The following is a 15,362-nucleotide window of genomic DNA, read 5'->3' on the forward strand; positions in this document are numbered from 1 at the left end:
ATTTTTTATGGCTCAAAATTACTAGAATTGATAATGATTACGCTGGTATAATTACTTTATTCTTTTATAAAATAAATTGGAGTAAACTGGTAACATAGAGTTAGGGATTGTAGTGGCATCCTTTTGCTTTTTTTTGCAAAAGATATAAAGGAAAGCCTGCCTACGCCTTACTTAGTAAAAGGCGTAGGAACTTCCACTTTATATTACAAATACACTTCTGATCCTTTTTCTTTAAACTCTTTTGACTTTTCTTCCATTCCTTTTGCAATTACCTCGTTGTCTACAATGTCATTAACGGCTGCAAAATCTCTAACTTCTTGAGAAATTTTCATAGAACAAAATTTTGGTCCGCACATAGAGCAAAAATGAGCAATTTTGGCTCCAGCTGCAGGCAAAGTTTCATCGTGGTACTCACGAGCACGCTCAGGGTCTAAACCAAGATTGAATTGGTCTTCCCAACGGAACTCAAAACGAGCCATACTTAACGCATTATCTCTGTGCTGAGAACCTGGATGGCCCTTTGCTAAATCGGCCGCATGCGCTGCTAACTTATATGTAATTACACCTACGCGTACGTCTTCTTTATTGGGTAGGCCTAAATGTTCTTTAGGTGTTACGTAACATAACATTGCGCATCCGTACCAACCAATCATTGCTGCTCCAATACCCGATGTAATGTGGTCGTAACCTGGTGCAATATCTGTTGTTAAAGGGCCTAATGTGTAAAAAGGAGCTTCGTCGCAAAGTTCAATTTGCTTCTCCATATTTTCTTTTATCATGTGCATTGGCACGTGTCCTGGTCCTTCAATAAAACACTGAACTTCGTGCTTACGAGCAATTTGTGTTAACTCTCCTAAGGTTTCTAGTTCAGCAAATTGTGCTTCGTCATTAGCATCTGCAATAGATCCCGGACGTAGACCATCTCCTAAAGAAAAGGCAACGTCGTATTGCTTTAATATCTCGCAAATATCTTCAAAATGAGTATATAAAAAACTTTCTTTATGGTGTGCCAAACACCATTTAGCCATAATGGAACCACCACGAGACACAATACCTGTAACACGTTTTGCTGTCATTGGTACGTAACGCAATAAAACGCCTGCGTGAATGGTAAAGTAATCTACGCCTTGCTCGGCTTGTTCTATTAAGGTGTCACGGAAAATTTCCCACGTTAAATCTTCGGCAACTCCGTTAACTTTTTCTAATGCTTGGTAAATTGGCACGGTGCCAACTGGTACTGGTGAGTTACGAATAATCCACTCGCGAGTTTCATGAATATTCTCTCCTGTAGATAAATCCATAATATTATCTGCACCCCAACGACAAGCCCAAACTGCTTTTTCTACTTCTTCTTCTATAGACGATGTAACAGCAGAGTTTCCAATATTTGCATTTATTTTAACTAAGAAGTTACGCCCTAAAATCATAGGTTCTGCTTCTGGGTGGTTAATGTTTGAGGGTATAATTGCACGACCTCTAGCAACTTCACTACGTACAAATTCTGGCGTAATTTTATCGGGAATATTAGCACCAAAGTGTTCTCCTTTGTGTTGCTTTCTAATTTCGGTCATTTCATCTATTCGCTGGTTTTCACGAATTGCGATGTACTCCATTTCTGGGGTGATAATACCTTTTTTAGCATAATGTAATTGTGTTACATTTTGCCCCTTTTTAGCGCGCAAAGGATTTTTTAACAACTTAAAACGCATATGATCTAAACTGGCATCGTTTAGGCGTTCGTTGCAATATTCAGAAGAAAATTGGGTTAATTGTTCTACATCTCCACGGTCTTTAATCCAAGGTTCTCGAATTCTTTCAATTCCACTATGTACGTCTATTTCTTTGTTTGGATCTGTATAAGGCCCTGACGTATCATAAACCGTTACTGGTTCATTTGGTGTTTTCTTTTTGGTCATAGAATCTACCGTGTCACTCAATGCAATTTCACGCATAGCAACCTTAATTTCTGGATATATTTTACCAGAAACATACACTTTTTTAGAACTAGGAAATGGCTGTCTTGTAATACCGTTTTGTTTAGGTGCGGTGTCTTTTTTTTTCATAATAAGTCTTTTAATGTTTTTAGGTTACCCTCCTTGAGCTGGTTGTATTAGTAATACATTGTCGTTGGGTTGTAAAAAGGTAGAGCTCCAAATAGCTTTAGGTACTACAGCGCTGTTAATAGCAATAGCAATACCTAGAGTGTTTAAATCTAGAGTCTGTATTAATTGCAACACGTTGGTTTCTCTGGGAACTTGGTGTTGCGTGTTATTTACGTTTATGGGTATCATAGAGATACATTTTAAGTGCTAGGTTATAGCGTTAAAAAATCCAATTAAATCGTAAACTGTGTGTGAAAATGCATTTTCCCGAAACGGAAAGACATTAAAAGATAGAAATCATAAAAAGAATTCAACTTTTCCCTTCGGCTGTACTAACAGCATCAGGTTCAAAGGGTATTTCTCAGTTCTTAAAAAGAACACCCCTAAAGTTTACACTCCAAATGTAAGCTCTATTTTTTAACTAGCAATAGCTATGCTAAATAATTTTTTGGTTATCTGTAAACCACTAACTTTGCTTTGTGATGCTACCTATTGTAAATAAAGAAAAAGTAACCGCTTTACTAAAAGAAGAAGCCAAGCGCCTTGGATTTTTATCTTGTGGTGTGTCTAAGGCCGAATTTTTAGAAGAGGAAGCACCACGATTGGAAAATTGGTTGAATAAGAATATGAATGGTCAAATGTCTTATATGGAAAACCATTTTGACAAACGTTTAGATCCTACAAAACTTGTAGAAGGTTCTAAATCTGTGATTTCATTACTATTAAATTACTATCCTGAAGAAACTCAAGGTGATGATGCGTTAAAGATATCTAAATATGCATATGGGCAAGATTATCACCATATAATAAAATCTAAATTACGAGAGTTACAAGAATTTATGACAGATACTATTGGCGAAGTTGGCGGTAGGGCATTTGTAGATTCGGCCCCCGTTTTAGATAAAGCTTGGGCGGCAAAAAGTGGTTTGGGTTGGATTGGTAAAAACAGTAATTTAATAACTCAGAGGGTTGGTTCTTTTTATTTTATAGCGGAGTTAATTGTAGATATAGAATTGGCTTATGATAGTGTTGTAACAGACCATTGTGGCACGTGTACAGCCTGTATAGATGCTTGTCCAACACAGGCAATTGTAGATCCTTACGTGGTAGATGGCAGCAAGTGTATTTCTTATTTTACAATTGAATTAAAAAATGAAATACCAATAGAAGTAAAGGATAAGTTTGACGATTGGGTTTTTGGATGTGATGTTTGTCAAGATGTTTGCCCTTGGAACAAATTTTCTAAACCGCACCAAGAGCCATTATTTAATCCGCACCCAGATTTACTATCTATGACAAAGAAAGATTGGGAAGAAATAACGGAAGATGTTTTTAGAAAGGTTTTTCAGAAATCTGCCGTAAAACGTACCAAGTTCTCGGGGTTACAGCGCAACATAGAATTTTTAAAATAATAGTATAAGTTAATTGACGGGATACTCGTAAATTTGCATCTTAAAATTAGAAACAATGAGCAACGAGAAGAATAGAAGAGAAGCTTTAATTTATCATGCGAAACCGCAACCGGGTAAAATTAAAATTGTTCCTACTAAGCCTTATGCAACACAAAGAGATTTGGCATTAGCGTACTCTCCAGGTGTAGCAGAGCCTTGTTTAGAGATATTTAAAGACAAAGAAAATGCCTACAAATACACCTCTAAAGGTAATTTAGTAGCTATAATTACCAACGGTACTGCGGTATTAGGATTGGGAGATATTGGTCCGGAAGCATCTAAGCCAGTAATGGAAGGAAAAGCATTGTTGTTTAAGATTTTTTCTGATATAGATGGTGTAGATATAGAGATTGATACTAAAGATGTAGATAAGTTTGTAGAAACTGTAAAAATGATAGCACCTACTTTTGGTGGTATAAATTTAGAAGATATTAGTGCTCCTGCTGCCTTTGAAATAGAACGTAGGTTAAAAGAGGAATTAGATATTCCTGTAATGCACGATGATCAACACGGTACTGCAATTATTTCTGCTGCTGCATTGTTAAATGCATTAGAGATTGCAGGAAAAAAAATTGATGAAGTACGTATTGTAATAAGTGGTGCTGGTGCAGCCGCTGTTTCTTGTACAAGATTGTATAAAGCATTTGGTGCTAAGGACGAGAATATTGTAATGCTAGATAGTAAAGGTGTTATACGTTCTGATAGAGAAAACTTGTCTAAAGAAAAATTAGAGTTTGCATCTGACAGAAAAATAGATACACTAGATGAAGCAATGGTAGACGCAGATGTATTTGTAGGTCTTTCCGTTGCAAACATTGTATCTCCAGAGATGTTAGTATCTATGGCTAAAAAGCCAATTGTTTTTGCTATGGCAAATCCTAATCCGGAGATAGAATACAATGTGGCCGTAGCTGCTAGAAAAGACATTATTATGGCTACAGGAAGATCTGATCATCCTAACCAGGTAAATAATGTTCTTGGTTTTCCTTTTATTTTTAGAGGAGCTTTGGATGTTAGAGCAACCGGTATTAATGAGGCTATGAAAATGGCAGCGGTTAAAGCAATAGCGAAATTAGCGAAAGAGCCAGTACCAGAGCAAGTTAATATTGCATACGGAGAAACAAGATTAACTTTTGGTGAAGATTATATAATTCCAAAACCTTTTGACCCTAGATTAATTGCTGAAATTCCTTTAGCTGTAGCAAAAGCTGCTATGGAAAGTGGTATAGCAAAACAACCTATTGAAGATTGGGATAAGTATAAAGAAGAATTAATTAGACGTTCTGGAAACGATAATAAAGTTGTTCGTTTACTGCATAACAGAGCAAAAGCAAGTCCTAAAAGAATTGTTTTTGCAGAGGCAGATCATTTAGATGTTTTAAAGGCGGCGCAAATAGCATATGAAGAAGGTATTGCAGAGCCAATTTTATTAGGTAAAAAAGAAACAATTTTAGAGCTTAAAGCGGAATTAGAATTTGATGCTGATATAGAAATTATAGATACTAAAGCAACCGAGTCTAAGGGACAGCGTACTATATATGCAACTAAGTTTTGGGAAAATAGAAAACGTAAAGGAGTTACGTTTTACTATGCTAAAGCTAAAATGAGAGAGCGTAACTATTTTGGTTCTATGATGGTTGAGACAGGAGATGCTGACGGAATGATTTCTGGTTACTCTAGAGCATACCCAACAGTTGTAAAACCAGTTTTTGAAGTAATTGGTAGAGCTTCTAATGTGCAAAAGGCAGCTACAGTGAATATAATGGTTACAGAAAAAGGGCCATTATTTGTTGCAGATACCTCTATAAATATTAACCCTACAGCAGAAGAGTTAGCAGAAATAGCTTTAATGACGGCTAATGTTGCTAAAACTTTTGGTTTTGATCCTGTTATAGCAATGACATCTTATGCAAACTTTGGTTCTTCTAGTGCACCAAATGCTGTAAAGGTTAGAAAAGCGGTAGAAATTCTTCATAAAAATCATCCAGATATGATTGTGGACGGTGAAATTCAAATGGATTTTGCTTTAAACAAAGAATTGTTACAAAGTCAATTTCCTTTTTCTAAGCTAGCAGGAAAAAATGTAAATACATTTATTTTTCCAAACTTAGAGTCGGCCAACATTACCTATAAACTTATGAAAGAATTAAATAATGCAGATTCTATTGGTCCTATAATGCTAGGGTTAAGTAAGTCTGTACATATTCTTCAACTAGGAGCAGATGTAGATGAAATGGTAAATATGACGGCAGTAGCAGTTATAGATGCACAAGAAAGAGAAAAGAGAAAAAAAGCGAAATCATCGACTAAATAAATAAAAAAAATCAACCTATACCATTCATATGATTACACATTTAAGAGGAAAACTAGTAGAGAAAAATCCAACATTTTTAGTAATTGAGTGTAATGGTGTAGGTTATTTTGTAAACATATCACTGCATACCTTGTCTAAGGTGTCAGATGCAGAAAGCATACAATTGTTTACGCATTTACAAGTAAAAGAAGATTCGCATACACTGTTTGGTTTTGCAGAAAAATCTGAACGAGAAATTTTTAGACTTTTAATTTCAGTTTCTGGAATTGGTTCTAGTATTGCACGCACAATGTTATCGTCGTTATCACCTGCCCAAGTGAGAGATGCAATTGCAAGCGGGGATGTAGCAACTATACAATCTGTAAAAGGAATAGGAGCAAAAACCGCACAGCGTGTTATTTTAGATTTAAAAGATAAAGTGCTAAAAATATACGATATTGATGAAGTTTCTACTTCTTCAAACAATACAAATAAAGAAGAAGCGTTATCTGCTTTAGAGGTTCTTGGTTTTGCACGTAAGCAAGCGGAAAAAACCGTTGACAAGGTTGTTAGTCAGGACTCAACATTAAGCGTTGAAAACATTATTAAGTTGGCGCTGAAAAATTTGTAATAAGTTTGAAAACAGGGGCAAAAAAAAATCTTTCACCATTATATAGATTCGTAATATTATGTGTGCTTTTCTTAGGTGCTGCGCCGTTTGCGTTTGCGCAAGAGGTTGGTGAACAAGAGACAGATTCTACAAAAACAGGAGTGGCACTAGGTAAAATAGTATTGCCAAATCCTGATAGCATTATTTCTAAGTATACCTACGATTCTACTTTAGATAAATATGTGTACACAGAAACCGTTGGTGGCTTTAGTGTTAGCTATCCTATATACTTATCTCCGGACGAATATTTTGAGTTGGCCCGTAAAGAAGGAATGAAAGCTTACTTTAAGGAGAAAGCAGATGCATTTTCTGGCAAAAAAGAAGGTAGTGAAGAAGCTAGGAAAAACTTATTACCTAACTTTTATGTAAACAATAATTTTTTTCAATCTATTTTTGGTGGTAATACTATAGAGGTTATTCCAACAGGTTCTGTTGCAATGGACTTAGGTGTTATTTGGCAAAAAAATGATAATCCGTCTTTATCTCCAAGACAACGTACTAATATGTCTTTCGATTTTGATCAGCAAATACAGTTAAGTATGCTGGGTAAAATTGGAGAAAGATTACAGGTTAGTGCAGATTACAACACAGAGGCAACTTTTGATTTTCAGAACTTAGTAAAATTAGATTATACGCCTACAGAGGACGATATTATACAGAAAATAGAAATTGGTAATGTAAGTATGCCGTTAAATAGCTCTTTAATAACAGGAGCTCAAAGTTTATTTGGTGTAAAAACACAATTACAATTTGGTAAAACATTAGTAACCGCAGTCTTGTCTGAACAGCGTTCGCAAAATAATACAGTCGTTGCGCAAGGTGGTGGTACTGTAGAAGAGTTTTCTTTTTCGGCTTTAGATTATGATGAAGACAAGCACTTTTTTTTAGCACAGTACTTTAGAGATAATTATGATGTTGCCCTAGAGAATTACCCATACATACGTAGTCAGGTACAAATTACAAGGCTAGAGGTTTGGGTAACAAACAGAAGACAAGAAACATTAAATGTAAGAAACGTAGTAGCTGTACAAGATTTAGGTGAATCTGGATCTGATCAAACAAGGATTGGAAAAAGTGGCGGTGCTCCTGCCGGATTTTTCAACACTAGTGCTGCAGCGGGTAATTTACCTTTAAACAATGCCAATGATTATGATCCTGCGTTAATTGGTAACGGAGGAGCATTAACAAATCAAATTAGAGATATTGCAACAGTGCAAGCTGGTTTTAATGTTCCAGGTTATACAGTAAATCAAGGATTTGATTATACAATTTTAGAAAACGCTAGAAAATTAGATATTAGTAAAGGTGAGTATGTATTTCATCCTCAATTAGGTTACATCTCTTTAAGTCAGCGCTTAAGTAATGATGAGGTTTTAGCTGTTGCTTTTCAATATACCTACCAAGGTCAGGTATATCAAGTAGGTGAATTTGCCAATGGAGGATTAGAAGCAACTTCTGTTTCTGCTGGTGTTACACCAGTGGTAGAAAACAATACGTTGGTATTAAAGCTTTTAAAGAGTAACATTACTGCAGTACAAGATCCTATCTGGGATTTAATGATGAAGAACATCTATAATACGGGTGCATATCAATTAAGTCAAGAAGATTTTAAACTTAATATATTATACACAGATCCAACACCAAGAAACTATATTACACCCGTAGCAGAAGGTCCTGGTACTGGTTGGCCAACAACTCCAAAACCATTGCAAGAGCGTATACTTTTAGATGTGTTTAATTTAGATAGATTAAATGCTTATAATGATATACAGTCTGGTGGAGATGGATTTTTTGATTATGTAGAAGGCTTAACAATAGATTCGCAAAACGGAAATATAATTTTCACCAAAGTAGAACCTTTTGGAGAGTATATTTTTGAAGAATTAGGTGGTGGTACTTACGATTTAGATAACGATCAAGGGTATAACGACAACCAGAAAAAGTATGTATACAGAAATATGTACTCTCGGACTAAGTCAGCAGCTTTAGAAGATGCAGATAAAAATAAATTCTTAATAAAAGGGAAGTATAAATCACAAGGTATAAATGGTATTCCTATTGGAGCTTTTAATGTGCCAAGAGGATCTGTACGTGTTAATGCTGGTGGTAGACAATTGCAAGAAGGTATAGATTATACAGTAAATTATCAGGCTGGTACGGTGCAAATTCTAGACCCTAGTTTAGAAGCTAGTAATACACCAATTAATATATCGGTAGAAAACAATGCAGTTTTTGGACAACAAACAAGGCGTTTTACAGGAGTTAATGTTGAGCATCAATTTAATGAGAAATTTGTTTTAGGCGGTACTTTTTTAAACTTAAACGAACGTCCTTTAACTCAGAAATCATCTTACGGTGTAGAGCCAGTTAACAATACAATGTTTGGTTTAAATGGTAATTTCTCTACAGAGGTACCGTACTTAACTAGATTGGTGAATAAATTACCGAACATAGACACAGATGTGCCATCTAATTTATCGGTACGTGGTGAGGTTGCTTTTTTGCGTCCTAACTCTCCTAAAAATGCAAATTTTGAAGGGGAAACTACAACGTATGTAGATGATTTTGAAGGCGCACAGTCTTTAATAGATATTAGATCTTCTTTAGGTTGGTATTTAGCGAGTACACCATTGGAGTTTGGAGATCCTAGCGGACAATTATACGGTAGTTCTCCAGATGATTCAGACAACTTAAGAAACGGGTTTGGAAGAGCTAAAATGGCTTGGTACTCTATAGACCGTACATTTTATTCTAACCAAAGACCATCTGGAATTAATGATAATGATGTGTCGTTAAACGCAACTAGAAGAGTTTTTATAGATGAGATTTTTCCTAAAGTAGAAATTGCACAAGGGCAAACAACAACACAAGGAACATTAGATTTAGCGTATTACCCTAACTTAAAAGGTCCGTATAATAATAATGCCGATTTTAATACAGCACCTTCGGATCAAAAATGGGCTGGTATTATGCGTCCAATGAGTAGTACAAATTTTGAACAGGCAAATGTTGAGTTTGTTCAGTTTTGGGTATTAGATCCTTATGTAGACGGAGAAACAACAAGTCCAGGAGAATTGGTTTTTAATATTGGTAATATTTCTGAGGATATATTAAAGGATGGTAAAAAACAATACGAGAATGGATTGCCTGGTGTAGCAAGCAACGATTTAATTTCAGAAACATCTTGGGGGCAAGTGCCAGCAACCCAATCTTTAGTTTATGCTTTTGATGCAGATGAAACAAATAGAACATTACAAGATTTAGGTTACGATGGTTTAAGTGATGCTGAAGAGGCGTCAATATTTACAAATAACCCAGCTAACGATCCTGCTTTAGATAACTATGAGTATTATTTAAATAAAGACGGAAGTATTTTAGAACGCTATTTAAATTACAACAACCCACAAGGAAACTCTCCTGTGCAGGTAAGTAATTCAAATAGAGGTTCTACAACTTTACCAGATGTAGAAGATATAGATCGTGATTTAACTATGAATACAGTAAATAGTTATTATGAATATAGAATTCCTATTAAATCGGGTACTACAATTAATGATAAGTATGTAACAGATATTAAAGAAGGGCAAACGCCAACATTACCAAATGGTAGCGTATTAAATAGAAGATGGATACAATATAAGATTCCGTTAAGTGATTTTACAGATGCTGTTGGTGGTATAGCAGATTTTAGATCTATTAGTTTTATGCGTATGTATTTAACTGGTTTTTCTGATGACGTTGTAATGCGTTTTGCAACTTTAGATTTGGTACGTGGAGATTGGCGTACTTATACAAAATCTCTTGAGCCAGATGTAGATAATAACCCTGCAGATGATGGTACTTTTGTAGATGTTGCAACAGTTAATATTGAAGAAAACAATACGCGTTCTCCTATTATATATGATTTGCCTCCTGGCTTACGTAGAGAGCAGTTAAATAATAATAATACTATTGTACAGCAAAACGAGCAATCGCTTTCTTTTAAAATAGAAAATTTAGAATCTCAAGATTCTAGAGGTGTGTTTAAAAACGTAAATATTGATATAAGACAATACGAGCGTCTTAAAATGTTTATTCACGCAGAAGAAATTATAGAAACAGATTTTCCTGATGGTGATATGCCGTTGGTTGGTTTCTTAAGAATAGGAACAGATTTTAGTCAGAATTTTTATCAAATTGAAGTGCCTTTAGAATTTACTGCGCACGGAGAAAGAGATAGAGAAAGAATTTGGCCAGAAAATAACGAGTTAGAAATTAATTTGCTGGATCTAAATAAAATAAAATCTTTTGGTATTGCCGGGCAAACACTAAATCAAATAAATTATTATGAGATTATAGATGGTGAAGTTGTTGCGGTAAATGAGTTTGATGCTCGTACACCTGGTGTTATGCGTATAGGTTTAAGAGGGAATCCTTCTTTAGGTAGTATACGTGGTATGATGGTTGGTGTTAAAAACACTAGCGATTTTCCTGCTCGTGGAGAGGTTTGGTTTAACGAGTTGCGTTTGGCTGGTTTAGATAACAAAGGTGGTTGGGCAGCTATAGCAGCTGTAGATTTAAACTTTGCAGATTTTGCAGATATATCTGTAACGGGTAGTAAAAGTACATCTGGTTTTGGTAGTATAGACCAAATGCCTAACGAACGTGCAAGAGAAGATGCAATGTCTTACGACGCTGTAACAAATGTAAACCTTGGTCAGTTATTGCCTAAAAAACTAGGGATACAATTGCCATTTAATTATGGTATCTCTGAGCAATTGGTTACTCCTGAGTTCGATCCTGTTTATGATGATTTAAAATTAGAAGACAGAATTGCAGCAGCGCAGACACCAGAAGATGCAAAAGCAATAGAAGAACAAGCAGAAGATTATACAAAGAGAACAAGTATTAACTTTATAGGAGTTCGTAAAAATAGAAGTGAAGAAGCGGAAGCTAATTTTTACGATGTAGAAAACTTTACGTTTAACTATTCTTACAATGAAATAAATCACAGAGATTTTGAAATAGCGAAATTAAAAGATCAAAATGTAACAGCAGGTTTGTCTTATGCGCATAGTTTTGAGCCTGTAGAAGTTGCTCCTTTTGCTAAAAAAGATTCACTATTTACAGGGAAGTACTTAAAATGGTTAAAAGATATTAATTTAAATTTATTGCCAACAAGTATTGCTATTAACTCTAATGTTAATCGTCAATTTAACCAGCAGCGTTTTAGAGATGTTTTAGAGCCTGGCGTACAAGCATTAGAATTGCCAGAATTACAACAACGTAATTACATGTTTAATTGGCAGTATAATGTTAATTACAGTTTAACAAAGTCATTGCGTTTTAATATATCAGCATCTAATAATAATATTATTCGTAATTATTATAAGGATGATACAGCCTCTACTTTAGAAATAGATGACCAAATGAATATTTGGGATGGCTTTTTTGATATTGGAGAACCAAACAGACATGCGCAGCAATTTGAACTGAATTACGAAATACCTTTTGATAAAATACCAGCATTAGATTTTATAAATGCACAATATGTATATACTAGTAACTTTGATTGGCAACGTGGTGGTGATGCTCTAAAAGAGGTTGCAGGTGAAGATATAAACAGAATTCAGAATGCGAGTACGCATACGATAGCTGCTAACTTTACAATGCAAAAATTGTATGATATGGTTGGCTTAAAAAAATCTAAAGGAAAAGCAAAAGAGACAGGCCGTAAAGATAAGGCAGGCAATACGCCAAAAGCTAAAAATGGTGGTGTTGGCAAATTTGCTAAAGATTTAGTAACAATGGTTAAACGAGTAAATGTTAACTATACAGAAACTAGAGGTAAGCAATTGCCAGGTTATACAAGGTCTATTGGTTTTATTGGGACAACTAAACCTAGTTTAGGATTTGTTTTTGGTAGTCAAGAAGATGTGCGTTACGATGCTGCTAGAAGAGGTTGGTTAACAACTTTTACAGATTTTAACGAGCAATTTGTACAAGAAACAAATAGGCAGTTAGATATTACGGCTGTTGCAGAACCAATAAGAGATTTAACTATTGATATTACAGCAAATAGAAATATTTCTGAACGTTACCAAGAAAGTTTTAAAGTAGAAGATTTAGGTAGTGGTCAATATGAATATCAAAACCTTTTAGGAAATAACTACGGTAACTTTGGAATTTCTACTATAATGATAAAAACTGCTTTTGCTAAGAGTGATGAATTTGAGTCTTCAGCATTTGATCAGTTTAAAGAGAATAGATTAATTGTAGCAAACCGTTTAGCGGGTAATACGGGGAATAGAGACTCGGAAGGGTATCCTGAACGTTACGGTAAAACAAGTCAGAATGTATTATTGCCGGCATTTATTGCAGCATATACAGGTCAAGATGCATCTAAAGTAAAGTTAGGGGCTTTTAGAAATATACCAATTCCCAACTGGCGATTAAAGTATACTGGTTTAATGCGTAATTCTTGGTTTAAAGAAAAGTTTAAACGTTTCTCTATTAGTCACGGTTATAGATCATCATATAATATAAACTCGTATCAAACAAATTTAGAAAGAGAGAATACATTAATAGATCCAGAAACTCAAGACTTTTTACCAGAGAATATAATGGCAAACGTTGTGCTTACGGATCAATTTAATCCGTTAGTGCGTGTAGATTTTGAAATGAAGAACTCTATGAGTATTGTGGCAGAATTGCAAACAATGAGAGCCTTAACAATGAGTTTTGATAACAACTTGCTAACAGAGCTTAATAGTAAGGATTATACGGTAGGTTTAGGTTATAGATTTAAAGATGTAAACTTTGTAACTAATATTGGTGGCGATAAACATAGGTTTAAAGGCGATTTAAACTTAAAGTTAGATGCTACTTTAAAAGATAATATGACTATAATTAGAAATCTAGAGTTAAATAATAATCAAATTACTTCTGGGCAAAACGTTTTCTCTTTAAAGTTTGGTGCAGATTATGCTCTTAGTAAGGCATTAGAGGTTGCTTTTTTCTATGATCATTCTTTTTCTAAGTTTGCGGTATCTACAGCATTTCCTCAAACAACAATAAATACAGGTTTTACTGTTAAGTATAATTTTGGAAACTAAAACACGGTTTTAATTAGTTGTTTTTTAAAAAAGTTGAGAATAACGTAATTTTTCAAATTAAATAATTTTCAAATCATATTTTATCAGTTACATTTGCGGCATTAATTAAAATAATACTAAAATGAACATACCATCAGAATTAAAGTATACTAAAGATCACGAGTGGGTTAAAATAGATGGCGATATTGCTACTGTTGGGATTACTGATTTTGCTCAAGGAGAATTAGGAGACATAGTTTATGTTGAAGTAGAAACATTGGATGAGACCTTAGATAAAGATGAGGTTTTTGGTACTGTTGAAGCTGTAAAAACTGTTTCAGATTTATTTTTACCTTTATCAGGAGAAATAATAGAATTTAATGAGTCTTTAGAAGATGAGCCAGAAAAGGTAAATACAGATCCTTATGGAGATGGTTGGATGATAAAAATTAAATTAAGTGATGCTACTCAGGTTGAAGAATTAATGAGTGATGTAGATTATAAAGAGTTAATTGGTGGTTAAGAAGCCAATTTTTACCATATTATTTGTGAGCTGGGTAGTGTTTATAACATTACTCAGCTTATTTTCTTTTAGCAATACAGATCTTCCTTCTGTTAAAATACCAAACCTAGATAAATTAGTGCATTTTACTTTTTATAGCGTTGCAGCTGTGTTAGGAACTCTTTCTTTAAAGGAGTTTTTTGTAGTTAATAAAGGTAAAACTCTTGCTTTATGGTATTTAGCTTTCTTTTTAATTGGGTATGGCATACTTATTGAAGTCTTACAAGATAGATTTACTGTTACAAGAAGCGGTGAGTTTTTAGATTTTGTAGCCAACACAATTGGTGTTTTAACAGGTCTATTTACAGCAAAAACGTTTTTTTTAAGAGAAAGTAGATTAAAATGAAAAAATTAATTGTTTATTTAGATAATATTTATTTAAATTAGCGAACACTAAATTAAAACCTATGGAACCAAAGAAAAATCCAAAAGCTGACTTAACAACAAACAGCGGTCTTTATTTTGCAATAGGACTTGCAGTTGTTATGTTCTTTGTTTGGCAGGCACTAGAGTACAAAAAGTACGACAAAGATAATGCATATGATATAACACAAAATGTGGATGATATGCTAGATGAGGAAGTTCCAATGACAGAACAAATTAAAACTCCACCACCTCCACCACCACCACCAGCAGCTCCAGAAGAAATTGCTGTTGTAGAAGATGATGTAGAGATAGAGGAGTCTGTTATAGATGATACTGAATCTGATGAAGATACTGAGGTAATTGAAGTAAATGATGTTGTAGAGGAAGAAGTAGATTTAGATGTAGATGTACCTTTTTCTGTAATTGAAGATGTTCCAATTTTCCCAGGATGTGAAAAAGAAAAGAGTAAAGGAGCTAAGGCTTTAAGAGATTGTTTTAATGAAAAAATGAACAAACACATTAGAAAAAACTTCCAATATCCTGAAATTGCTCAAGAAATGGGTATTCAAGGTAGAGTAAGTGTTCGTTTTGTAATTCAAAAAGACGGTTCTATTGGTCAAGTTCAAATGCGTGGACCGGATAAAAACTTAGAGAAAGAAGCTGCTAGAATTATTGGTAAACTTCCTAAGATGACTCCAGGTAAACAAAGAGGTAGAGCTGTACGTGTTCCATTTAGCTTACCTATTACATTTAGATTACAATAAGCAATATTAGCTTTTAAGAATATAAAAATCCGAACCATTTAGGTTCGGATTTTTTTTATGTCATTTTTTAAGAAAAAAAAT

At 34.4% G+C, this 15,362-nt stretch carries 9 protein-coding genes and 1 riboswitch; of the genes, 7 read left to right on the top strand and 2 right to left on the bottom strand.

The window, feature by feature from the left end; translation table 11 throughout:
* Positions 1-203 precede the first annotated feature (203 nt).
* Together thiC and thiS are read right to left on the bottom strand one after the other, a co-directional pair.
* Positions 204-2,063, bottom strand: coding sequence for a phosphomethylpyrimidine synthase ThiC (gene thiC, locus M4I21_RS07945; RefSeq protein ID WP_249558582.1), 1,860 nt, complete (start codon positions 2,061-2,063; stop codon positions 204-206).
* Between the two features lie 24 nt (positions 2,064-2,087).
* Positions 2,088-2,291, bottom strand: coding sequence for a sulfur carrier protein ThiS (thiS, locus tag M4I21_RS07950; protein WP_249558583.1), 204 nt, complete (start codon positions 2,289-2,291; stop codon positions 2,088-2,090).
* 112 nt (positions 2,292-2,403) lie between these two features.
* Positions 2,404-2,497, bottom strand: a riboswitch (TPP riboswitch).
* 87 nt (positions 2,498-2,584) lie between these two features.
* On the opposite strand from thiS, the gene queG reads away from it, so the two are divergent.
* From queG to M4I21_RS07985, 7 genes are all read left to right on the top strand, one after another.
* Entirely contained in the window at positions 2,585-3,514 is a 930-nt protein-coding gene (gene queG, locus M4I21_RS07955; RefSeq protein WP_249558737.1) for a tRNA epoxyqueuosine(34) reductase QueG, read from the top strand.
* A 55-nt stretch (positions 3,515-3,569) separates the two neighbouring features.
* Positions 3,570-5,867: an NADP-dependent malic enzyme gene (locus M4I21_RS07960; RefSeq protein WP_249558584.1), complete on the top strand. Its 2,298-nt coding sequence runs from the start codon at positions 3,570-3,572 to the stop codon at positions 5,865-5,867.
* A 28-nt stretch (positions 5,868-5,895) separates the two neighbouring features.
* Positions 5,896-6,477 carry a Holliday junction branch migration protein RuvA gene (ruvA, locus tag M4I21_RS07965; RefSeq protein ID WP_249558585.1) on the top strand — a complete coding sequence of 194 codons (582 nt, stop codon included), beginning with the start codon at positions 5,896-5,898 and terminating at the stop codon, positions 6,475-6,477.
* A 5-nt stretch (positions 6,478-6,482) separates the two neighbouring features.
* Positions 6,483-13,610 (top strand): T9SS outer membrane translocon Sov/SprA, encoded by a 7,128-nt coding sequence (sov, locus tag M4I21_RS07970; RefSeq protein WP_249558586.1) that lies wholly within the window; start codon positions 6,483-6,485, stop codon positions 13,608-13,610.
* 121 nt (positions 13,611-13,731) lie between these two features.
* Entirely contained in the window at positions 13,732-14,112 is a 381-nt protein-coding gene (gene gcvH / locus M4I21_RS07975) for a glycine cleavage system protein GcvH (protein ID WP_249558587.1), read from the top strand.
* Positions 14,113-14,137: 25 nt separating this feature from the next.
* Positions 14,138-14,497 carry a VanZ family protein gene (locus tag M4I21_RS07980; protein ID WP_249558588.1) on the top strand — a complete coding sequence of 120 codons (360 nt, stop codon included), beginning with the start codon at positions 14,138-14,140 and terminating at the stop codon, positions 14,495-14,497.
* A 61-nt stretch (positions 14,498-14,558) separates the two neighbouring features.
* Positions 14,559-15,281 carry an energy transducer TonB gene (locus M4I21_RS07985; protein ID WP_249558589.1) on the top strand — a complete coding sequence of 241 codons (723 nt, stop codon included), beginning with the start codon at positions 14,559-14,561 and terminating at the stop codon, positions 15,279-15,281.
* Positions 15,282-15,362 lie beyond the last annotated feature (81 nt).

The organism is Cellulophaga sp. 20_2_10, from assembly GCF_023476645.1.
In the GTDB taxonomy this organism is placed as follows: Bacteria; Bacteroidota; Bacteroidia; order Flavobacteriales; family Flavobacteriaceae; genus Cellulophaga.

Bases quoted from the DNA above. Each gene is read 5' to 3' on its own strand.
- thiC (WP_249558582.1), bottom strand. From the start codon at position 2,063: ATGAAAAAAAAAGACACCGCACCTAAACAAAACGGTATTACAAGACAG.
- thiS (WP_249558583.1), bottom strand. From the start codon at position 2,291: ATGATACCCATAAACGTAAATAACACGCAACACCAAGTTCCCAGAGAA.
- queG (WP_249558737.1), top strand. From the start codon at position 2,585: ATGCTACCTATTGTAAATAAAGAAAAAGTAACCGCTTTACTAAAAGAA.
- M4I21_RS07960 (WP_249558584.1), top strand. From the start codon at position 3,570: ATGAGCAACGAGAAGAATAGAAGAGAAGCTTTAATTTATCATGCGAAA.
- ruvA (WP_249558585.1), top strand. From the start codon at position 5,896: ATGATTACACATTTAAGAGGAAAACTAGTAGAGAAAAATCCAACATTT.
- gcvH (WP_249558587.1), top strand. From the start codon at position 13,732: ATGAACATACCATCAGAATTAAAGTATACTAAAGATCACGAGTGGGTT.
- M4I21_RS07985 (WP_249558589.1), top strand. From the start codon at position 14,559: ATGGAACCAAAGAAAAATCCAAAAGCTGACTTAACAACAAACAGCGGT.